A 22542-nucleotide genomic window follows, 5' to 3' on the forward strand; every position below is an offset into this window, starting at 1 on the left:
GGAAGAACCGCTGGCCTGAACGGCGAACGGGTCACGCTGCGGACACGGCGGCCACAGCGCGGGAAAGCCTGCGCTAGAGGGCCGGATGTGTCACGCCTGCCGAGGCACGCGTCTTTTTGTCACTGATCCAACTGGCACTGTCCACGCACGAGGCTCCGAAATGAAGATACCGAATTGTTGCACTGCATCACAATGGGCGTCAACCTTTTCGGTTATGTCCCTGCTAGGCTCAGTTGCACTGGAACAGCACGCCGGATTCCGCGGGTGCCTTGCCGAGCCAGCGCGGCGTTTGGCCGTTGGCGCTGCAATGGTCGGCGGCCTGCGTGTACGTGGGTGCGCGCAGCACGCCTTCGCGGAACGGCACCACCTGGTTGGGCGGCACCGAGCAGCCGGTGGCGAGCAAAGCGAGCGGGAGAAGAGTGCGCCAGTTCATCGGGCCATTCTAAGACGCGGCCTGCTCGCAGAGCGCGCGGATCGCAGGTGGAATGGGCACCGCGCGGATGCCGCCGCCCTCGCGCTTCGCCGCGAAGATGCGCACCTCCTCGCATTCGAGGATCAGCTCCTCGCCGCGTGCGACGCGGTAGGTCTGCACGAAGCTCTTGTCGCGCCACTCGGGGATGCGCACCGCGATCTGCAGCGTGTCGCCGTAGCTCGCGGACTTGACGAAGCGCGTGTGCGTGTCGACCAGCGGCGTGCCGATCACGCCCAGCGTCTGCGCCGTTTCTTCCCAGCGCGGCACGCCGCACTCGGCGAAGAAGTGACGCGAGGCCGCATCGATCCAGCGGAAGAAGTTGGGAAACCAGACAATGCCGGCCGGATCGCAGTCGCCGAACTCGACGCGCGCGGTGTAGGTGATCTCTTTGCTGTTGTTGCTCATCATCAGTTCATTCTCGCCGGCAGCCACGGGGCGATGGCGCGCTCAATCCGCGACGATCTTCCGCTCGCGGATCAGCGCGCCGAAGCGCTGCGAATCGGCCGCCGCGCGCTGCTGGAACTCGGCCGGCGAGCCCGGCACCGCTTCACCGCCGAGCGAGGCGATGCGTTCCTTCACGGCCGGCAGCGCGAGCGCGCGGTTGATCTGCGCATTGAGTTGCGCCACTACTTCCGGCGGCGTGCCTGCGGGCGCGTAGAAGCCGAACACGGTGTCGGCGTCGAAGCCGCGCAGTCCGGCCTCGTCGAGCGTGGGCACGTCGGGAAAGAGCGGCGAGCGATGCGGGCTGCCCACCGCCAGCAGCCGCAGCTTGCCGGCGCGAACCTGCTGCAGGCCGATACCCGGATCGAAGGCGTAGTCGATCTGGCCCGCGAGCAGGTCCTGCAGCGCGGGCGCCGCGCCGCGGTAGGGCACGTGCAGCGCGAAGACCCCGGCCTGGTTCTTGAACATTTCGCCCGCCAGGTGTGGCGAGCTGCCGCTGCCCGGCGAGCCGTACGACAGCTTGCCCGGGTTGGCCTTGGCGTACGAAATGAAATCGCGCACGTTCGCGGGCGGCAGCGCGGGCCTGGTCACCAGGAACACCAGCACGCGCGCGGCCGCGGCCACCGGCACCAGGTCCTTCGCGGGATCGAAGCTCATGCGCGCATACAGGTGCGGGTTCACCGACACCATGCCGCCCGAACTCAGGAGCAACGTGTAGCCGTCCGCGGGTGCGCGCGCCGCCGCCTCGCCGCCGACATTGCCGTTGGCGCCCGCGCGGTTCTCGATCACCACGGGTTGCTTGAGGAATTCCTGCAGCGGCTGCGAAACCGCGCGCGCGATCTGGTCGGCGGCGCCGCCGGGCGGAAAGTTGACGATCACCTTGATCGGCTTGGCGGGCCATGTGTCGGCATGCGTCTGTGCGTGCGCGCAAGCCAGCAGCGCGCAGGCGGCGGTGAGCAGCAGGCGTCGCCGCCAAGGAAGGGCATGGTGGGGCATGTGCGGTGTCTCCTAGGTTGTTATGGAATCAGGATCAGGCGCTGGTGGACGGCGGCCGCTTCATCCAGCGGATAGGCTGCGCCTGCACCGGCCGCGGGGCGGCGCCGTGGCGCACCAGCGCGGCATCGAGCGCCTTGCCGCCTTCGTCCTCGAGCGCGGCCGCGCGCGCGGCGGCGATGGCCTCGGCGCGCCCCGGCGCCGGCAGCGCCGCGCGGCCCGCGAGTTCGTCGATCACGTGCAGCAGGTTGTGCTTGCCGCGCTCGTTGGTGCTGCCATAGCCCTTGATGAGCCGGCCGCACAGCGCAAGCTCGTGGCCCAGCGCCCAGGCTTCGCGCGTGCCGGCCTCCACCGCCGCGAGCCAGCGTTCGATCAGCGCCTGCTCCTCGGCAAAGCGGTGGCCGCGGCGACGCAGCCACTTCAGCGAGGACAAGAGGCGCAGCGAGGCCATGCCGAAAACCGAGTGGCTGCCCACCTTGAGCGGCAGCGCCCAGGGCGCAAGGCCGCGTGCCTGCCTGCCGCGGTCCCAGGCGGTGACGCGGCGCGCCAGGCCCGGCGGCAGCAGCGCGGCGAACTCGGCCGCGCCGGGCTTGAAGTGGTCATAGACCTTCACGATGTCTTCGTCGCCCGCGCGCACTTCCTGCCGCACGCGCTGTGCGCGGCTGGCACGGCCCTTGAGTGCGGCCACGCGCACGATGTCGTCGAAAGCCATCCACAGCGCGAGCCAGCGCGCGGCCTCGCGGGTGATGGCAAAGCCCTGTGCGCCGGCCGGATCGGCCATGCGCTCGGCATCGAGCACCCTGGCCAGCCGCGCGGCATAGAGCGCGGCGTAGGCGGCGTCCTGGTAGTCGAGCACGCGCGCATGGCCGAGCGCGAGCATGTCGTGCACGGCCGGCGGAAAGCGCCGCGCCAGTTCGTCCGGCAATGCGCACGGCGGTGGCGGCGCGTCGCGGGTGTCGGCGGCCATCACGCTGTTCACGAAGGCGGCCTGCGCGCGTGGCGCGCTCACGGCCTCGAAGCCGGCCGCAAAGCCGCGCAGGCTGGCCGCGGCCATCTTGCCGAGCTTCTGGGGCGCGCGGGTGTCGCCGCCGCGCACCACATGCTCGTACGCGCCGCGCGGGAACGGAAACAGGCCGCTGCCCGCGATGGCGCCGAGCATCACCGCGCTGACCACTGTGCCGGTCTCGCGCGCCACGGCGTTCATGTCGAACACATGGTGTTCGCGGCTGAAGGCTTTCACCACGTCGAGCAGGCGCTGCGCATCGGCGCGGCCATCGCCCGGTTCCATGCGCTCGGCGGTGGTGAAGATGCGCGCCGACGAGCTGATGACCAGCGTGCGCAGCGGCGCGCTCATGCCGTTGCCGATCTGGCGTGCGGTCTCGAGCAGCTCCGACGACACGACGGCATCGAGCGCGCCCGGCACCGGGCTCAGGCTGAACACGGGGCGCTTGCCGGCGAGCTGCGCGAGCGGCACCGGGAACACCTCGATGTAATAGGTGGTGGCGCCGGTGCGCTGCGCCACGCCGGGAATCGACGTGCTCTGCGCCGCGTAGCCGGCGTGGCGCGCGATCTCCACCAGCCATTCGGTGAGCACGCCGCCGCCTTCGCCGCCGAGGGCGCAGACGAGCAGGGAGATGGGGCGGTTGTGTTCCATGCCGTGTCTCATGCGGGTTGCAGCGCGCGCACCACGGCGCCGCGCAGCGAATGCAGCAGCCGCTCGTGCCACTTCGGGTTCTGCACCACCTCGGCGCGGTAGAAGCTCGGGCACAGCGTGGCCGCGTGCGCGTTCTCGCCGCACAGGCCGCAGCCCACGCAGCCGTCGATCACGGTGGCGACAGGGTCGACCTTGAGCGGATCGGGGTTGTCCTTCAGCGTGAGCGTGGGGCAACCCGACAGGCGGATGCAGGCGTGGTCGCCGTTGCACACATCCTCGTCGACGCCGTACTTCACGCGCACCACGCGCTCGCCCTTTTTCAACAGGCCGGCAATCCACGGCTTGATGCGGCGCTGCCGTTCGAGCTGGCATTCGCCCTCGGCGATCACCACCTTCAGGCCGTTGAAGTCGCTGGTGAGCGCCTCGGTCAGCGTCTTGCGCATGCGCTCCACGTCGTAGGTGGTGACGGTGCGCATCCACTTCACGCCCAGGCCCGTGAGCGTGGCTTCGATGGTCTGGTTCTTGTCGACCAGGCTCTGCTGCTTGTCGACGGCGCGCTCCTTCATCTCGTCGTCGGGCGTGGAGATGATGTCCTGCGTGCCGGTGGCCGAGGTGTAGCCGTTCTTGAAGATCAGCAGCACCGCGTCGTCGTCGTTGAAGAGCGCGCTCTGCACGCCGGTGAGCAGGCCGTTGTGCCAGAACCCGCCGTCGCCCATGATCGACAGGGTGCGGCGGTTCATCATCGGCGCCACGCCTGCGCGGCTCGCCAGGCTCATGCCGTAGCCCAGGATCGAGTGCCCCATCGAGAAGGGCTCGAAGGTGCCGAAGGCATGGCAGCCGATGTCGGCCGCGATGTGCACCGGCCCCGTTTCCTGCTGCGCGAGCTTGAGCGCCGAGAACACCGGGCGCTCGGGGCAGCCGATGCAGAAGCTCGGCGGCCGGTTGGGCAGCAGCGTCTCGAGCTGGCGCGCCACGGCCTCGCGGCGCTCGCGGTTGCCGGCCAGCCAGGCCTGCGCGGAAGACAAAGCCTCGCTGGTCTCGATGTACTTCGCGGCGAACGCGCCGAGGCCGCCCGCGAGCACCTCGACGCCGTATTCGCCGGCCGAAGGCAGCATGTCCTTGCCGTGCAGCGGCGTCTGGATGTCGCGCCGGCGCAGCAGGGTGGCGATGTCCTGCTCGATGTATTCGGGCTGGCCTTCTTCCACCACCAGCACCGCGCGCTTGCCCACGCAGAAGTCGGCCACCTGCTCGGGCACCAGCGGGTAGGTCACGTTGAGCACCAGGATCGGAATGTCTGTCTCGCCGAAGGCATCGGCCAGCCCCTGCTGCTGCAGGCTGCGGATCAGCGCGTTGTAGAGCCCGCCCTGCACCACGATCCCGAGGTCGGCATGCCGGCCGCCCGGAATCAGCTCGTTGAGTCCGTGCTCCACGATGTAGCGCCGCGCGGCCGGAATGCGCTCGTCGCCCTTGAGCTTTTCATGGCGGAAGGTGACGGGCGGGTGCGCGAGCCGCATGTAATCGAAGCCCGCGGGCTCGCTCATCAGCGCGCGGGTCGACACCGCGGGTGCGACGTTGTCCTTGCACTCGAAGCTGCCGCGCACGTGGCAGGTGCGGATGCGCAGCTCCATCAGGCAGGGCATGCTGGAGGCCTCCGAAAGGCGGAAGCCTTCTTCCACCATGCGCACCATCACGCCGAGGTCGGGCCGCGGGTCGAGCAGGCACATGCTCGACTTGAGCGCGTAGGCGTGCGTGCGCTCCTGGATCACGCTGGCGCCTTCGCCGTAGTCCTCGCCCACCACCACCAGCACGCCGCCGGTCACGCCCGGCGACGACAGGTTGGAGAGCGCATCGGCCGCCACGTTGGTGCCGACTATCGACTTCCAGGTGACCGCGCCGCGCATCGGGTAGTGGATGGAGGCGCCGAGCATGGCTGCAGCCGAGGCTTCGTTGGAGCAGGCCTCCCCGTGCACGCCGAGCTCGTCCATGTAGGCCTTGCCCTGCACCATCACGTCGAGCAGGTGCGAGACAGGCGCGCCCTGGTAGCCGCCCACGTAGGCCACGCCCGACTGCAACAGGCCCTTGGTGATTGCGAGGATGCCCTCGCCATGAAAAGTGTCGCCGGCGCCCAGGCGCAGCAACTCGACTTCCTTGCTGAATGAAACTTCCAAGAGATTCGACTCCGTTGATGGATGGGGATTGAGTGGTGGCGATGGCGCGGAGCGGCAAGCGCTCTGCCCGCGCCGCGCTTCGCCGACGCCGTGTGGTGGTGGCGGCTCCCTACTTGCCGGGCGGCTTGGCGGCTGCGCCGGGAAAGCGCGCCACGTAGTAGGCAAGGGTGTCCAGGTCCTCCGGCGGGATGCCGCTCAGCGCTTCGGTCATGGCCTGCGTGTAGCCCGGGCGCTTGCCCGTGCGGAAACCGTGCAGGGTCAGCTGCAGATAGTCTTCGCGCTGCTGCGCGATGCGAGGAACCTGCTGGCCGCCGCTCAGGTCGGCGCCGTGGCAGATCACGCAGCGATGCGTTTGCGCCAGCGCCTGGCCGCGTGCCATGCGCGCCGCATCGGGCGCCGCGGCCGGCGGCGCGGCGGGCACCGGCGCCAGCGTGGCGATGAACTCCGAGAAGCCGCGCAGGTCCTCGTCCTTCATGGTCTTTGCCACCGCCGACATGGCGGGGTTGTCGCGCCGGCCTTCGCGAAACAGGAACAGCTGCGTGATGGCATAGAACGAATGCTGGCCCGCGAGCACCGGCGTTCCCGCCATGTCGCTGCGCCCATCCGCGCCGTGGCACGAGGCGCACACGGCCGCGTAGCGCTGCGCATAGGTGCCCTGCGCCGCCTGCGTGCCTTGTGCGCCGGCAAGCGGTGCCGCTGAAGCGAGGAGCGTCGTCATGGCGATGCCCGCAATGGCCTGCGTGATGGCGAGACCCTTGCTCATCGGCCGCTGTAGCTGATGCGGTAGATCGCGCCGGCGTGGTCGTCGCTCACGAGCATGGAGCCGTCCTTCAGCACCAGGAAGTCCACCGGCCGGCCCAGGTAGTTGTTGTTCTCGACGAAGCCCGTCATGAAGGGCTCGACCTTCGCGCCGCCCTTGCCGTCGGGCCATGCCACCGCAATGTCGGCGTACTTGACGGTGCGGTTCCACGGACCGTGGCGGGCGATGAACATCGCGCCGCGGTACTTGGTGGGGAACATCTTGCCGTTGTAGAAGGCCAGGCCCAGCGAGGCGGCGTGCGGGCCGAGCAGGGCGGCGGGCCTGGTGAACTCGCCGCAGTTCTTGCCCCAGCCGAATTCGGGGTCGGCGATGTTGCCCTGGTGGCAATACGGATAGCCGAAATGCTGGTCGGGCTTGGCCACCACGTTCAGCTCGTCGTTCGGCAGGTCTTCGCTGAGCCAGTCGCGGCCGTTGTCGGTGAACCAGAGGTTGCCGGTCTTGGGGTCGAAGTCGAAGCCCACCGTGTTGCGCACGCCGCGCGCCACGGTCTCGATGCCGCTGCCGTCGAGGTTCATGCGGAAGATGCGCGCATGCGCCTCGTCGGGGTCGCAGATGTTGCAGGGCGCGCCCACGGCGTAGTAGAGCTTGCCGTCGTGCACGCGCAGGTAGCGCCAGCTGTGGTCCTGCCCGCCGGGCAGCTTGTCGTTGAGCAGCGCGGGCGTGCCGGGGTTGTCGAGCTTGTCCTCGATGCCGTCGTAGCGAACGATCTGCTTGTGCGTGGCCAGATAGAGCGCGCCCTTGTGAAACTCGATGCCGGTGGCGAATTCGGTCTTGTCGACGATGGTCTTGGGCTTGCGGTCGCCTTTCTCCGCAATGGCATAGACCTTGTTGCCCACGAACAGCGTGCTCACGAAGACCGTGCCCTTGTCGCCCTGGCGCAGCGAACGCGCATCGAGCACGCCCGAGGCCCAGGTCTCCACCTTGAAGCCCGGCGGCAGCTTGAACCTGGCGGTGGGCAGCTGGTCAGGCGCGGTCGGGATCGGGAAGGAGGGCACCGGCGCCATGCGCGTGGCGGCCTCGGTCTTGGGGCGGCCCTTGGCCCAGCCCGGCTCCTCGGCCGGGAGCTGCTGTGCCCAGGCGGCGGTGGCGGCAACGCAAAGCAGGGCGGCGATTGCCGCATGCGGACGGAGTCTGGCCATGTCGTGTCTCCTTCTCGTTGTGGGGTGCTCTTCTTGTGTTCGCCGAATGTCGATCGGCGACGGCGGCCAGTGTGCGGGCCTGGAGCGCGCTCTTCAATAAAATAATCGAGCTAAGTAATATGCATGGCATGCATATACAGACGATGGACCTCAACCTGCTGCGCCTCTTCGATGCCGTTTACCGCGCCCGCAGCGTGAGCCGCGCGGCCGAGGCGCTGGGCCTGACGCAGCCGGCGGCGAGCCACGGCCTCGGCCGCCTGCGCCTGCTGCTGAAAGACGCGCTCTTCACGCGCGCCCCGGGCGGCGTGGCGCCGACGCCGCGCGCCGAGCGGCTGGCCACCGCGGTGCAGGCTGCACTCAGCACGCTGGAAGAAGCGCTGAGCGAGCCCGACCGCTTCGAGCCGCAGGGCTCGCGCAAGACCTTCCGCATCCACATGAGCGACATCGGCGAGGGGCGCTTCCTGCCCGCGCTGATGGCGCGGCTCGGCGAGATGGCGCCCGGCGTGCGGGTCGAGACGCTTCCGCTGCCGCCCACCGACATAGCGCCCGCGCTCGACAGCGGCCGCATCGACTTTGCCTTCGGCTTCCTGCCCAAGGTGCGCGACACGCAGCGCAGGCACCTGCTGAAGGACCGCTACATCGTGCTGCTGCGCAAGGGCCATCCGTTCGCGCGCGGGCGGCGCAGCAGCCAGGCGCTCATCGAGGCGCTGCAGACGCTCGAGTACGTGGCGGTGCGCACGCATGCGGAGACGCTGCGCATCCTGCAGCTGCTCAATCTGGAGGAGCGCGTGCGGCTCACCACCGAGCACTTCATGGTGTTGCCGGCCATCGTGCGCGCCACCGACCTGGCGGTGGTGATGCCGCGCAACATTGCGCGCGGATTTGCAGAGGAAGGCGGCTATGCCATCGTCGAACCGGCTTTTCCGCTGCGCGACTTCACGGTCTCGCTGCATTGGAGCAAGCGCTTCGAGGCCGACCCGGCCAACCAATGGCTGCGGCTGGTGATCACCGCGCTGTTCTCGGAACGCCCGTAGAAGAAAGCTCCCACGCGACCACCAAAGTACGCGCGGCCAGGCGCATCGATTCCCCTACGGAAAATAGACCAAGTTGTTGCACAGCAACATGGAATCGGCGCGTTTTTCTGCCGAACTACGATGAAAGCCTTCGCATTTCGAGATCGGCCAACCGAATGCGGTCTTCTCGATGAGTCCTTTTGCGCTCAGTGCGTTTTCCAAGGGCTTTGGCTCCAAAAAAGCGTCATCGAAATTGTTGCAACCACTTGTACATTGGTTTGGCCATGTGAGCGGATCGTCACTGCGGGCCCTCAGCATTTCTCATTGAACGGCGGGTGCCTCGCGCGTCTCTTTCACGCGCACATGCACCGTTGCCGAATTCATTCAAGAGCTGGAGAAGTGCATGACTACCGCCGATCATCTGGGCCGCACCGCGCCCCTGACCTCGGGTCAGATGGCGATGTGGCTCGGCGCAAAATTCGCGTCGCCCGACACCAATTTCAATCTTGCCGAAGCCATCGACATCGATGGCCCCATCGACCCCGCCATCTTCCTTGCCGCCATGCGCCAAGTGGCCGACGAAGCCGAGGCCACGCGGCTGAGTTTCATCGACACGGGCGAAGGACCGCGCCAGGTCGTGGCGCCCACCTTCACCGGCGAGATCCCCTGCCTCGACTTCAGCGGCAAGGCCGATCCGCAGGCCGAGGCCGAGCGCTGGATGCGCGCTGACTTCACGCGCAACATCGACCTCGCGCACGGGCAGCTGTGGCTGTCCGCGCTGATCCGCCTCGCGCCCGACCGCCACATCTGGTATCACCGCAGCCACCACATCGTGCTCGACGGCTTTGGCGGCGGACTCATTGCGCGCCGCCTCGCGGACGTCTACAGCGCGATGGCCGCCGGCAGCGCCGCCGTTCCCGATGAATCGCGCCTCGCGCCGGTCTCGCAGCTGGCGGAAGAAGACAACGCCTACCGCGAATCCGGCCGCTTCCCGCGCGACCGCCAGTACTGGGTCGAGCGCTTCGGCGATGCGCCGGATCCGCTGAGCCTGGCGTCGCAGCGTTCCGTGAACATCGGCGGCCTGCTGCGCCAGACCGTGCACCTGCCGGCCGCCAGCGTGCAGGCCCTGCAGGCCATTGCGCAAGACCTCGGGACCACGCTGCCGCAGATCCTCATCGCCACTACCGCGGCCTATCTGTACCGCGCCACCGGCATCGAGGACATGGTGATCGGCATCCCCGTGACGGCGCGCCACAACGACCGTATGCGGCGCGTGCCGGCCATGGTGGCCAACGCACTGCCGCTGCGCCTGGCCATGCGCGCGGACCTGCCGATTCCGGAACTGATCCGCGAGGTCGGCCGGCAGATGCGGCAGATCCTGCGGCACCAGAGCTATCGCTACGAACACCTGCGCAGCGACCTCCACATGCTGGTCGCCAACCGGCAGCTGTTCACCACGGTGGTCAACGTCGAGCCCTTCGACTACGACTTCCGTTTTGCGGGCCATGCCGCCAGGCCGCGCAACCTGTCGAACGGCACGGCCGAGGACCTGGGCATCTTCCTGTACGAGCGCGGCAACGGGCAGGACCTGCAGATCGACTTCGACGCCAACCCCGCGGTGCACAGCGCAGAAGGGCTGGCCGATCACCAGCGCCGCCTGCTCGCCTTCATGGCCGCGGTGATCCGCGAGCCGGACCAGGCAGTCGGCCGCGTCGACCTGCTGAGTGCCGACGAGCGCAGGCAGCTGCTGGTGGTGTGGAACGACACGGCGTACGCGGTGCCGGACACGACGCTGACGGCACTGATCGAAGCGCAGCTTGCAGCCAACCCGCAAGGCATTGCCCTCTGCTTCGAAGGCGAGGCGATGCGCAACGACGAACTGAACCGCCGCGCCAACCGGCTCGCGCACCTGCTGCGCGCACGCGGCGCAGGGCCGGAGCGCACCGTGGCGCTGGCCATTCCGCGCTCGATGGAACTGATGGTGGCCCTGCTGGCCACGCTGAAGACCGGCGCCGCCTACCTGCCGGTCGATCCGGACTTTCCGCAGGAGCGCATCGCCTTCATGCTCGGCGATGCGCGGCCGGTGTGCCTGGTCACGACCATGGCGCTCGCGGAGACACTGCCGGGCGACGCGTCGCCATTGCTGCTCGACCTGCCGCAAACGATTGCCGAACTGGGGACTTGCGCCGACACCGATCCCGCCGTCGCGATCGACCCTTCGCATCCGGCCTATGTGATCTACACCTCGGGCTCCACCGGAACGCCGAAGGGCGCGGTGGTGTCGCACCGCGCCATCGTCAATCGGCTGCGCTGGATGCAGCACCGCTACGGCCTGCGGGCCGACGATCGCGTGCTGCAGAAGACGCCTTCGAGCTTCGACGTGTCGGTCTGGGAATTCTTCTGGCCGCTGATCGACGGGGCCACGCTGGTGCTCGCGAAGCCGGGCGGCCACAAGGATGCGGCGTACCTGGCCGGGCTGATTGCCGGCGAAGGCATCACCACGATCCACTTCGTGCCGTCGATGCTCGAGGTCTTCCTGCGCGAGCCCGCGGCATCCGCATGCACCACGCTGCGGCGGGTGATCTGCAGCGGCGAAGCCCTGTCGCCCGCGCTGGTGTCGCAGTTCCAGCAGCGCCTGGCCTGCGAGCTGCACAACCTCTACGGGCCGACCGAGGCCGCCGTCGACGTCACTTCATGGGAATGCCCGCGCGAACCGCAAGCCGCGGCCGCATCGGCGAGCGTGCCCATCGGTCGCCCGATCTGGAACACGCAGATGCATGTGCTGGACAGCGGCCTGCAGCCCGTGCCGCCGGGCACGGCCGGCGAGCTCTACATCGCGGGCATCGGCCTGGCGCGCGGCTACCTGAAGCGCCCGCTGTTGAGCGCGGAGCGCTTCATTGCCAATCCTTATGGCGAGCCCGGCAGCCGCATGTACCGCAGCGGCGACCTCGCGCGCTGGCGCAGCGACGGCAGCCTCGACTTCCTCGGCCGCGCCGACCAGCAGGTGAAGATCCGCGGCCTGCGCATCGAGCCCGGCGAGATCGAATCGGTGCTGCTGAAACACCCGCAGGTGGCGCAGGCCGCGGTAGTTGCACGCGAGGACGCGCTAGGCGAGAAGCGCCTGGTGGCCTACGTGGTGGCCGCCGATGCGGCCGACCCGCAGGCCGCCGAGCTGCGCACGCACCTGGCGCAGGCCTTGCCCGAGTACATGGTGCCCTCGGCCTTCGTGAACCTGCCGGCGCTGCCGCTGGGCCCGAGCGGCAAGCTCGACCGCAAGGCGCTGCCGGCGCCCGAGCTGCAGGCCGCCACGCCATATGCCGCGCCGCGCACGCCCACCGAGAAGATCCTGGCCGGCCTCTGGGCCGAGACGCTGCACCTGCCGCGCGTGGGCATCCACGACAACTTCTTCGAGCTTGGCGGGCACTCGCTGATGATCGTGCAGCTGATCTCGATGATCCGGCAGCAGTTCATGATCGACCTGCCGCTGGACACGCTGTTCCAGGTCTCCACCATCGCGGGCCTCGCGGAGCTGCTCGACCAGGAGACGGTCGCGCGCCCCAGCATTGCACCGATGCCGCGCCCGGCGCGCATTCCGCTGTCGTTCGCGCAGCGCCGCCTGTGGCTGATGAACCAGCTCGAGGAGGGCAACCCGGCCTACAACATGCCGCTCGCGCTGCGGCTTTCGGGCCTGCTGGACCGCGCGGCACTGCACGAGGCGCTGGGCGACCTGGTGCAGCGCCACGAAAGCCTGCGCACCATCTATCCGAACGACAACGGGCTTCCGTACCAGCACATCCTCGATGGTGCCGAGGCGCGGCCGGCGGTGATCGAAGCCGGCAGCAGCGAGGACGAGATCGCCGCGCAGCTGCATGGCGCGGCGCACCGCGGCTTTGCGCTCGGCACCACGCCGCCCTTGCGCACGCACCTGTTCAAACTGGCCGCCGACGAGCATGTGCTGCTGCTCCTGACGCACCACATCGCCGGCGACGGCGCGTCGCTGCTGCCGCTGGCGCGCGACCTGAGCGTGGCCTATGCGGCGCGATGCGAAGGCAAGGCGCCGGGCTGGGCGCCACTGCCGCTGCAATATGCCGACTACGCACTGTGGCAGCACGAACTGCTCGGCAGCGAAGATGACCCCGACAGCATGGCCGGCCGCCAGCGCGAGTTCTGGCGCGAGACCCTCTGCGCCCTGCCCGAGCGGCTGAGCCTGCCGGTCGACCGCCCGCATCCGGCGGTGCCCAGCTACCGCGGCGACGTGGTGCCGATGCAGATCGCGCCGCGCGTTCACGAACGCATGCTGCAGCTGGCGCGCGACGGCCAGGCCAGCGTCTTCATGGTGCTGCAGGCCGCGCTCGCGGGGCTGCTGCATCGCTTGGGTGCCGGCGACGACATCGCCATCGGCACGCCGGTGGCCGGGCGCAGCGATCACGCGCTGGACGAGCTGATCGGCTGTTTCGTCAACGCGCTGGTGCTGCGCACCGACCTTTCGGGGCAGCCGAGCCTGCGCGAGCTGATCGCGCGGGTGCGCACCACCAACCTGGCGGCCTACGCCAACCAGGAGCTCCCGTACGACCGCATCGTGGAGCTGTTGCGGCCGGGGCGCTCGGGCGCCAACCTGCCGCTGTTCCAGGTCATGCTGGGGTTCCAGCAGGGCAGCAACCGCCTGTCGTTCAGCCTGCCGGGCCTGTCGATCACGCCGCAGCCGGTGGCCGTGGACACCGCGAAGTTCGACCTGTCCTTCATCCTCGACGAGCAGCGCGGCGCCGACGGCCTGCCGGGCGGCATTGCCGGCGGCATCCAGTACAGCACCGACCTGTTCGACCGCGGCACGGTCGAGGCCATCGCGGCGCGGCTCGCGCGCTTGCTCGAAGAAGCATGCGACGCACCCGACGAGCCCATCGGCAGCCTGGCCATCCTGAGCGCCGAGGAAAGCCGCCGCCTGCTGGAGGACTGGAGCGGCCCCACGCGCGAGCTGGCACCGCTTTCGCTCGCCGCCATGGTGCAGGCGCATGCCGCCGAGCGTCCACACGCGGCGGCGGTGGTGCTCGACGATGCCACCGTCAGCTATGCCGAGCTCGATGTGCGCGCCAACCGGCTCGCCCACCTGCTGCGCGGCCGGGGCATCGGTACCGGCGCCATCGTCGCGACGGTGCTGCCGCGTTCGCTCGACCTTGTGGTGGCGCACCTGGCCATCATCAAGGCCGGTGCGGCCTACCTGCCCATCGACCCGAACCACATGGCCGGACGCAGCGCCTTCGTGTTCGAGGATGCGGCGCCCGCTGCCGTGTTGACCCATGCCGCGCTGTTGCCGCAACTGGCCGGCGTTCCGCATTGCATGACGATGGACAGCGATGAAACAGTGGCCGCGCTGGCCATCCAGTCGGACGAGCCGCCGGCGCAAGCGGCCGATCCGCGCGATGCCGCCTACGTCATCTACACCTCCGGCTCCACCGGTGTGCCCAAGGGCGTGGTGGTGCCGCATGCGGGCCTCGCCAGCCTGGGCGCCGCCATGATGGAGCGGCTCGCGGTCACGCCCGATTCGCGCGTGCTGCAGTTTTCCTCCAGCGGCTTCGACGCTTCGGTGATGGACCAGCTGATGGCCTTTCACGCCGGCGCCGCGCTGGTGCTGCCCGCGGCGCAGCAGCTGCTGGGCACGGACCTGGCCGAGCTGCTCGAAAGGCAGGCCGTCAGCCATGCGCTGATTCCGCCCGCCGCACTCGCGACCTTGCCGCACGGCGAATTCCCGCAGCTGCAAACGCTGGTGGTGGGCGGCGACGCCTGTCCTGCCGCGCTGGCCGCGCGCTGGTCGCAGGGCCGCCGCATGGTCAACGCCTACGGCCCGACCGAAATCACCATCTGCGCGAGCATGAGCGCGCCGATGAATGCGAACGAGCCGCCGTCCATTGGCCGGCCGATCTGGAACACGCGCATGTACGTGCTCGACGACAGCCTGCGGCCGGTGCCGCCCGGCGTGGCGGGCGAGCTCTATATCGCCGGCAGCGGCGTGGCGCGCGGCTACCTGAAGCGGCCCGTGCTGAGCGCCGAACGCTTCATCGCCAATCCCTTCGGCGAACCGGGCAGCCGCATGTACCGCAGCGGCGACCTTGCGCGCTGGCGAAGCGACGGCAGCCTCGACTTCCTGGGCCGTGCCGACCAGCAGGTGAAGATCCGGGGCTTTCGCATCGAGCCCGGCGAGATCGAGTCGGTGCTGCTGAAGCACCCGCAGGTGACGCAGGCGGCCGTGGTCGTGCGCGAGGACGTGCCGGGCGACAAGCGCCTGGTGGCCTACTTCGCCGCCGCCTCCGATGATCCGCAGCCGGTCGAGCTGCGCGCGCACATGGCGAAGGCGCTGCCCGACTACATGGTGCCCTCGGCCTTCGTGCACCTGCCGTCGCTGCCGCTGACGCAGAGCGGCAAGCTCGACCGCAAGGCGCTGCCCGCACCCGGAGAGCCGCAGGCGGGTGCGCAGTACGTGGAACCGCGCACGGCCACCGAGAAGCTGCTCGCGGGGCTGTGGGCGGAAACGCTGCAACTGGAGCGCGTCGGCATCCACGACAACTTTTTCGAGATCGGCGGGCATTCGCTGATGGCCATCCAGCTCGGCATGCGCATCCGCCAGCAGGTGCGCGCGGACTTCCCGCATGCCGAGGTCTACAACCGCCCCTCGATTGCCGAGCTGGCCGCGTGGATCGACGACAACGCCGGCGTTGGGGCGCAGGCGCTCGATCTGTCGCGCGAACTCGACCTGCCCGCGCACATCCGCCCGCAGGGCGTTGCGCCGACGCTGGCTGCGAAGCGCGTGTTCCTCACCGGTGCCAGCGGCTTCGTCGGCAGCCACCTGCTGGCCGCGCTGCTGCGCGATACCGCGGCCTGCGTGGTGTGCCACGTGCGCGCCGAGAACGAGCAGGCCGGCGTGCTTCGTTTGAAGCGCACGCTGGCCCAGCGCCAACTCGGCGCCGTGTGGGACGACGCGCGCATCAAGGTGGTCACGGGCGACCTCGGCAAGACGCGCCTGGGCCTCGACGACAGCGCCGTGCAGCTGGTGCGGGACGGCTGCGACGCCATCTACCACTGCGCCGCGCAAGTCGACTTTTTGCATCCCTATGCGAGCCTCAAGCCCGCGAACGTTGACAGCGTGGTCACGCTGCTCGAATGGACAGCGCACGGCCGCGCGAAGAGCATGCACTACGTCTCCACGCTTGCGGTGATCGACCAGAACAACAAGGAAGACACCATCACCGAGCAATCGACGCTGGCCTCGTGGAGCGGGCTGGTCGACGGCTACAGCCAGAGCAAGTGGGTCGGCGACGCGCTGGCCCGCGAGGCGCAGGCGCGCGGCATGCCGGTGGCCATTTATCGGCTCGGGGCCGTCACCGGCGACCACACGCATGCGATCTGCAACGCCGACGACCTGATCTGGCGCGTGGCGCACCTCTATGCCGAGCTGGAAGCGATTCCCGACATGGACCTGCCGCTCAACCTGACACCGGTGGACGACGTGGCGCGCGCCATCCTGGGCCTTGCGGGGCAGCAGGCCTCGTGGGGCCAGGTGTTCCATTTGATGAGCCAGGAGGCGCTGCGGGTGCGCGACATTCCGCCGGTGTTCGAGCGCATGGGCATGCGGCTGGAGCCGGTGGGGCTCGAGCCGTGGCTCGAGCGCGCGCATGAAAGGCTGGCCACCGGGCAGGACCGCGACCTGGCCGCGGTGCTGGCGATTCTCGACCGCTACGACACCTCGGCCACGCCGCCGCAGGTGAGCGGCGCGGCCACGCAGGCGCAGCTCGAAGCCATCGGCGCGCCGATCCGCCCGGTGGACCGCGAGCTGCTGCAGCGCTACTTCGTCGACCTGGGCATCGACACCAAGCCGCGCCGCGCCGCGGAAACCACCACCTCGTAGGAAGGAGAAGAAAACGCAATGGCACGCTATCTCATCGCGGCCACCGCCTTGCCGGGTCACGTGCTGCCGATGCTGGCGATCGCGCAGCACCTCGTGGGCCAGGGGCACGAAGTGCGGGTGCACACCGCGAGCCAGTTCAGGGCGCAGGCCGAGGCCACCGGCGCAACGTTCACCGCTTTCGAGCCCGCGATCGACTACGACTACCGCCAGCTCGACGAGCGCTTTCCCGAGCGCCGGCGGCTCTCGTCGGCGCATGCGCAGCTGTGCTTCGGCCTCAAGCATTTCTTTGCCGACGCCATGGCGGCGCAACTGAAGGGCCTGCGTTCGATCCTCGACGGGTTCGAGGCCGATGCCATCGTGGTCGACACCATGTTCTGCGGCACCTTCCCGCTGCTGCTGGGGTCGCGTGAAGAGCGCCCGGCTGTCGTCGCCATCGGCATCTCGGCGCTGCCGCTGTCCAGCTGCGACACCGCCTTCTTCGGCACCGCGCTGCCGCCGTCGAGCACCCCGGAGGGGCGCGCGCGCAACCGCGCGATGAACGCCAACCTCCAGCAGGCGATGTTCGGCGAGGTGCAGCGTTACTTCGACGGCTTGCTGGCGCGCTCGGGTTCGCCCGTGCTGCCGGAGTTCTTCATCGACGCCATGGTCAAGCTGCCGGACCTGTACCTGCAGCTCACGGCGCCTTCCTTCGAATATCCGCGCAGCGACCTGCCCGCATCGGTGCGCTTCGTCGGCCCGCTGCTCGCGCCCGCCAGCCGCGGCTTCACGCCGCCCGACTGGTGGCACGAGCTGGACGACGGCCGCCCGGTGGTGCTGGTGACGCAGGGCACGCTGGCCAACCAGAACCCGGCGCAGCTGATCGGCCCGGCGCTGCAGGCGCTGGCCGGCGACAGCAACATCCTCGTCATCGCCACCACCGGCGGCCCGGTGCCGCCGGCGCTGAGCGCGAATGTGCCTGCCAATGCCCGCGTGCTGCCGTTCCTGCCCTACGACCGGCTGTTGCCCAAGGTGCATGCGATGGTCACCAACGGCGGCTACGGCTCGGTCAACCATGCGCTGAGCCTGGGCGTGCCGCTGGTGGTGGCCGGAACCAGCGAAGAGAAACCCGAGATCGCTGCGCGCGTGGCCTGGTCGGGCGCGGGCATCAACCTGGGCACCGGCCAGCCGGGCGCGCGCCAGATCAGCGACGCCGTGCGCAAGGTGCTGGGGGATTCCAGCTACCGGCGGCGCGCGGCTGCGCTGCGCGAGAACTTTGCGCGCCATCACGCACTGAACGACATCGCGGACGCCCTCGCGGCGCTCCCGCAAACCACCCCCGCATCCGCGGAAACGGCTTGAACGCCGCGCAAGAAAAAGGAACTCGACAATGAGCAACCCGTTCGACGACAAGAACGCCAACTTCCAGGTCTTGGTGAACGACGAAGGGCAGCATTCGCTGTGGCCCGCCTTCATCGCCGTGCCCGCCGGCTGGCAGGTGGCGCTGGCAGCGACCGGGCGGGCCGCCTGCGACGCATTCATCGAAGCGAACTGGGTCGACATGCGGCCGCGCTCGCTGGCGGCGGCCGGCGGCGGCTGACGCCACGGACCCTCGCCATGGGCACGCCCATAAGGCAACCTCCGCGCTGCGCGCTGCGGTAATCGCCTTGGGAACGGCCCGGCGGCTCATGTCCATGGCCCGGGAATTGCTCTCGCTCTCCAGGGTTTCCCCCTAGGTCGCATACCCGCGTCCACATACGCAATATGGCTCCCGCGGTATGTGGGCCGCGGCACAAGCGGCTAACGTCCAGGCTTGGCCGGGAAAACCAGGCCGCCCACGAGGCCGAAGAGCATGAGTACAGAGCGCAGCAACAACATCCAACCCGTCCGCTTCTTCCACCGCGGCAAGATCGTCGACGTCAGCGGCGTGCATCCGACCCGCTCGGTGCTCGACTGGCTGCGCGAGGACGCGCACTGCACCGGCACCAAGGAAGGCTGCAACGAGGGCGACTGCGGCGCCTGCACCGTCGTGATCGGCGAACTGGCCAGCGACGCCAACGCGCCCGGCGCCGTCGGCGGGCTGCAGCTGCAGACGGTCAACGCCTGCATCCAGTTCCTGCCCACGCTGCACGGCAAGGCGCTCTTCACGGTCGAAGACCTGAAGGCGCAGTGCGCCGCGGCGCAGCCGCAGGACAAGAAGCACCCCGTGCACCACCTGCACCCGGTGCAGCAGGCGATGGTCGACTGCCATGGCTCCCAGTGCGGCTTCTGCACGCCGGGCTTCGTGATGTCGCTGTGGTCCGCCTATGAGCACCACCAGGCCGAAGGCACGCAGCCCACGCGCCAGCAGCTGGCCGACGAACTGTCGGGCAACCTCTGCCGCTGCACCGGCTACCGGCCGATCCTCGACGCCGGCCAGCGCATGTTCGACCTGCCGGCCGTGCGGCTCGACACGGAACCCGTGGTGGCTGCGCTCGCCGCGCTGCAGAACGACGGCCTGGACTACGCCGCGCCGCTCGGCGCCCGCATCGACCACTTCCACGCGCCCAAAACCCTGGCCCAGCTCGCCGCGCTGCGCGAGCAGAAGCCGCGCGCCCAGCTGCTGGCCGGCTCGACCGACGTCGGCCTCTGGGTCAACAAGCAGTTCCGCGACCTCGGCGACATCATCTACGTGGGCGACGTGGCCGAGATGAAGACCATCGAGACCCGTCCGAACGACGCAGGGGGCGAGCTCTACATCGGCGCCGGCGCTTCGCTCGAAGCCGCCTTCGAAGCCCTGGTGCAGCGCGTGCCGAGCCTCGCGGACGTGTGGCTGCGCTTCGCCTCGCCGCCGATCCGCCATGCCGGCACCATGGGTGGCAATGTGGCCAACGGCTCGCCCATCGGCGATTCGCCGCCGGTGCTGATGTCGCTCGATGCCGAGATCGAGCTGCGCCGCGGCGACGCGGTGCGCCGCATGCCGCTGCCCGATTTCTATATCGACTACATGAAGAACCAGCTGCAGTCCGGCGAGTTCGTGCAGGGCCTGGCGGTTCCGCTGGCCGCCATGCGCCGCCAGGTGCGCGCCTACAAGATCAGCAAGCGCTTCGACTGCGACATCTCGGCGCTGTGCGCAGGCTTCGCGATCGAGCTCGAAGCGGGCAGCGACACAGTGAAGGCCGTGCGCCTGGCCTTCGGCGGCATGGCCGCCACCGTGAAGCGCGCCGCAAATGCCGAAGCGGCACTCGTCGGCAAACCGTGGACGCAGGCCAGCGTTGCCGCCGCCAGGCTCGCGCTCGCGCAGGACTTCAAGCCGCTGTCGGACATGCGCGCCTCGGCCGACTACCGGCTGCAGGTGGCGCAGAACCTCGTCCAGCGCCTCTGGCTCGAAACGCGCACCGAAGACGCGCTCTCGCTCGAAGAGACCAGCGTGTGGAGCGTGATGCCTCATGCCGCAGCCAAAGCCGCGGCCGAAGGAGCCTGACCATGAACAAACCCATCGACGCCCGCCTGCTGCAGCCCGCCGAGGCCTTTGCCGACTACCTCAAGAACACCGCCGCGCGCATCGACCCCGTGGCCGAAGCGATCGCGCACGATCTTGGCGCGCGCGTCGGCATCAGCCGGCCGCACGAATCGGCGCACCTGCACGTGGCCGGCGAAGCGACCTACATCGACGACATTCCCGAAATCACCGGCACGCTGCACTGCGCGCTCGGCCTGTCGCCCGCCGCCAACGGCCGCGTCACGGCGCTGTCGCTCGACGCCATCCGCGCAATGCCCGGCGTGGTCACGGTGCTCACGGCCGACGACATTCCCGGCACCAACGACTGCGGCTCGATCGTTCACGACGATCCGATCCTTTTGCCCGTGAACGATGGCGGCCAGATCCGCTACCTCGGCCAGCCCGTGTTCGCCGTGATCGCCGAAACGCGCGAGGCCGCGCGCCGTGCCGCCGCCAAGGCGAAGGACGCGATGACCATCGAGGCCGAGCCGCCTGTGCTCACGCCGCAGGAGGCGCATGCGCGCGGCCAGTACGTGGTGCCGCCGATGCACATCGTGCGCAGCGGTGGCGCAGCCAACGAAGGCGACGAAGCCGCAGTGCGCGCCGCCATCGCCCACGCACCGCACCGCCACAAAGCCACGCTCGACGTGGGCGGGCAGGAGCAGTTCTATCTCGAAGGCCAGATCAGCTACGCCATTCCGAAGGAAGGCGGCGCGCTGCACATCCACTGCTCGACGCAGCATCCGAGCGAAATGCAGCACCTGGTGGCGCATGCGCTGCACCTGCAATCGAACGAAGTGCATGTGGAATGCCGGCGCATGGGCGGCGGCTTCGGCGGCAAGGAATCGCAGTCGGCGCTGTTCGCCTGCGTGGCGGCCATCGCGGCGCGGCAGCTGCAGCGCCCCGTCAAGCTCAGGCTCGACCGCGACGACGACTTCATGGTCACCGGCCGTCGCCACTGCTTCTGGTACGAGTACGACGTGGGCTATGACGACGAGGGCCGCATCCTCGGCGCGGAGATCACCATGGTCTCGCGCGCCGGCCATTCGGCCGACCTCTCGGGCCCGGTGATGACGCGCGCGCTGTGCCACTTCGACAACGCCTACTGGCTGCCCAACGTGGCGATGCACGGCTATTCGGGCAAGACCAACACGCAGAGCAACACCGCCTTCCGCGGTTTCGGCGGGCCGCAGGGTGCCATTGCCATCGAGAACATCATGGATTCGGTGGCGCGCGAATTGAAGCGCGATCCGCTTGATGTGCGCCGCGCCAACTTCTACGGCATGGACCAGAACAACGTCACGCCGTACCGCCAGACCGTGACCGACAACATCATTCACGAACTGGTGGCCGACCTCGAAACCAGCAGCGACTACCGCGCGCGGCGCGAAGAGATCGCAGCCTTCAACCAGAAGAGCGTGGTGCTCAAGCGCGGACTGGCGCTCGCGCCGCTCAAGTTCGGCATCTCGTTCAACGTCAAGCACTTCAACCAGGCCGGCGCGCTGGTGCATGTGTACACCGACGGCTCGATCCTGGTGAACCACGGCGGAACCGAGATGGGGCAGGGCCTCAACACCAAGGTGGCGCAGGTGGTGGCGCATGAATTGGGCGTGAGCTTCGAGCGCGTGCGCGTGACCGCGACCGACACCACCAAGGTGGCGAACACCTCGGCCACGGCCGCATCGACCGGCGCCGACCTGAACGGCAAGGCCGCGCAGGATGCGGCGCGGCAGATCCGCGAACGGCTGGCAGAGAGCGCGGCCGAGCGCCACGGCGGCAAGGCGGGCGAGGTGCGCTTTGCCAACGACAAGGTCGAGGTCAACGGCCGTTCGCTGGCCTTCAGCACCGTGGTAGGCGAGGCATACCTCGACCGCAAGCAGCTCTGGTCCGACGGCTTCTACGCCACGCCGGGCCTCAGCTGGGACAAGGACAAGATGCAGGGCCGCCCGTTCTTCTACTACGCCTACGGCGCGGCAGTGAGCGAGGTGATCGTCGACACGCTCACCGGCGAATGGAAGCTCTTGCGCGCCGACATCCTGCACGACGCGGGCAAGTCGCTGAACCCGGCCGTGGACATCGGCCAGGTCGAAGGCGCCTTCATCCAGGGCATGGGCTGGCTCACCACCGAGGAGCTGGTGTGGCATCCGCAAAGCGGCATGCTCACCACGCATGCGCCCAGCACCTACAAGATTCCAACGGCCAACGACTGCCCGCCCGTCTTCAACGTGCGCCTGTTCGAAGGCCAGAACTTCGAGGACTCGATCCACCGCAGCAAGGCTGTGGGCGAACCGCCGCTGCTGCTGCCGTTCTCGGTGTTCTTCGCGATCCGCGATGCGGTGTCGGCGGCCGGTGGCCACAAGATCGATCCGCCGCTGAAGGCGCCGGCCACGAGCGAGTCGATCCTTCGCGCCATCACCGCCGTCCAGTCTGCCTAGCCACTCGTAGACTTTGGCGCATGTCCAAAGTTTTCTTAATGTCCTACTCCCTG

At 69.1% G+C, this 22542-nt stretch carries 13 protein-coding genes; 6 read left to right on the forward strand and 7 right to left on the reverse strand.

Going from position 1 to position 22542, the window contains the following annotated elements:
• Positions 1 to 229: 229 nt before the first annotated feature.
• From QFZ47_RS19335 to QFZ47_RS19365, 7 genes are all read right to left on the reverse strand, one after another.
• On the reverse strand, positions 230 to 433 hold the full coding sequence (locus QFZ47_RS19335; RefSeq protein WP_307657158.1) for a hypothetical protein: 204 nt from the start codon (positions 431 to 433) through the stop codon (positions 230 to 232).
• 9 nt (positions 434 to 442) lie between these two features.
• Positions 443 to 877, reverse strand: a complete 435-nt coding sequence (locus QFZ47_RS19340; protein WP_307657159.1) for an acyl-CoA thioesterase — start codon at positions 875 to 877, stop codon at positions 443 to 445.
• Positions 878 to 919: 42 nt separating this feature from the next.
• A complete protein-coding gene (locus tag QFZ47_RS19345; RefSeq protein WP_307657160.1) occupies positions 920 to 1909 on the reverse strand; it encodes a Bug family tripartite tricarboxylate transporter substrate binding protein in 990 nt (329 codons plus the stop codon).
• 34 nt (positions 1910 to 1943) lie between these two features.
• Complete coding sequence (locus QFZ47_RS19350; RefSeq protein ID WP_307657161.1) at positions 1944 to 3560, reverse strand: indolepyruvate oxidoreductase subunit beta family protein; 1617 nt, start codon at positions 3558 to 3560, stop codon at positions 1944 to 1946.
• Positions 3561 to 3568: 8 nt separating this feature from the next.
• Entirely contained in the window at positions 3569 to 5728 is a 2160-nt protein-coding gene (locus QFZ47_RS19355) for a thiamine pyrophosphate-dependent enzyme (protein WP_307657162.1), read from the reverse strand.
• Between the two features lie 109 nt (positions 5729 to 5837).
• The gene (locus tag QFZ47_RS19360) at positions 5838 to 6491 is read right to left on the reverse strand and encodes a c-type cytochrome (RefSeq protein ID WP_307657163.1); all 654 of its coding nucleotides are present in this window, start codon (positions 6489 to 6491) and stop codon (positions 5838 to 5840) included.
• Positions 6488 to 7687 (reverse strand): PQQ-dependent sugar dehydrogenase, encoded by a 1200-nt coding sequence (locus tag QFZ47_RS19365; protein WP_307657164.1) that lies wholly within the window; start codon positions 7685 to 7687, stop codon positions 6488 to 6490. Before QFZ47_RS19365 ends, QFZ47_RS19360 begins: the two co-directional genes overlap by 4 nt.
• Positions 7688 to 7815: 128 nt before the next feature.
• Here QFZ47_RS19365 and QFZ47_RS19370 point away from each other — a divergent pair, with 128 nt between their 5' ends.
• The 6 genes from QFZ47_RS19370 (at position 7816) to xdhB (ending at position 22489) form a co-directional block, all read left to right on the forward strand.
• On the forward strand, positions 7816 to 8721 hold the full coding sequence (locus QFZ47_RS19370; protein ID WP_370880594.1) for a LysR family transcriptional regulator: 906 nt from the start codon (positions 7816 to 7818) through the stop codon (positions 8719 to 8721).
• A gap of 382 nt (positions 8722 to 9103) precedes the next feature.
• Positions 9104 to 16597, forward strand: a complete 7494-nt coding sequence (locus QFZ47_RS19375; RefSeq protein WP_307657166.1) for a non-ribosomal peptide synthetase — start codon at positions 9104 to 9106, stop codon at positions 16595 to 16597.
• 18 nt (positions 16598 to 16615) lie between these two features.
• Positions 16616 to 17935, forward strand: a complete 1320-nt coding sequence (locus QFZ47_RS19380; RefSeq protein WP_307657167.1) for a glycosyltransferase — start codon at positions 16616 to 16618, stop codon at positions 17933 to 17935.
• 28 nt (positions 17936 to 17963) lie between these two features.
• On the forward strand, positions 17964 to 18173 hold the full coding sequence (locus QFZ47_RS19385) for an MbtH family protein (protein WP_307657168.1): 210 nt from the start codon (positions 17964 to 17966) through the stop codon (positions 18171 to 18173).
• 252 nt (positions 18174 to 18425) lie between these two features.
• On the forward strand, positions 18426 to 20036 hold the full coding sequence (xdhA, locus tag QFZ47_RS19390; RefSeq protein WP_307657169.1) for a xanthine dehydrogenase small subunit: 1611 nt from the start codon (positions 18426 to 18428) through the stop codon (positions 20034 to 20036).
• Positions 20037 to 20038: 2 nt separating this feature from the next.
• On the forward strand, positions 20039 to 22489 hold the full coding sequence (gene xdhB, locus QFZ47_RS19395) for a xanthine dehydrogenase molybdopterin binding subunit (protein WP_307657170.1): 2451 nt from the start codon (positions 20039 to 20041) through the stop codon (positions 22487 to 22489).
• Positions 22490 to 22542 lie beyond the last annotated feature (53 nt).

Origin of the sequence: Variovorax paradoxus, from assembly GCF_030815975.1 — a bacterium.
Classification (GTDB): Bacteria; Pseudomonadota; Gammaproteobacteria; order Burkholderiales; family Burkholderiaceae_C; genus Variovorax; species Variovorax paradoxus_N.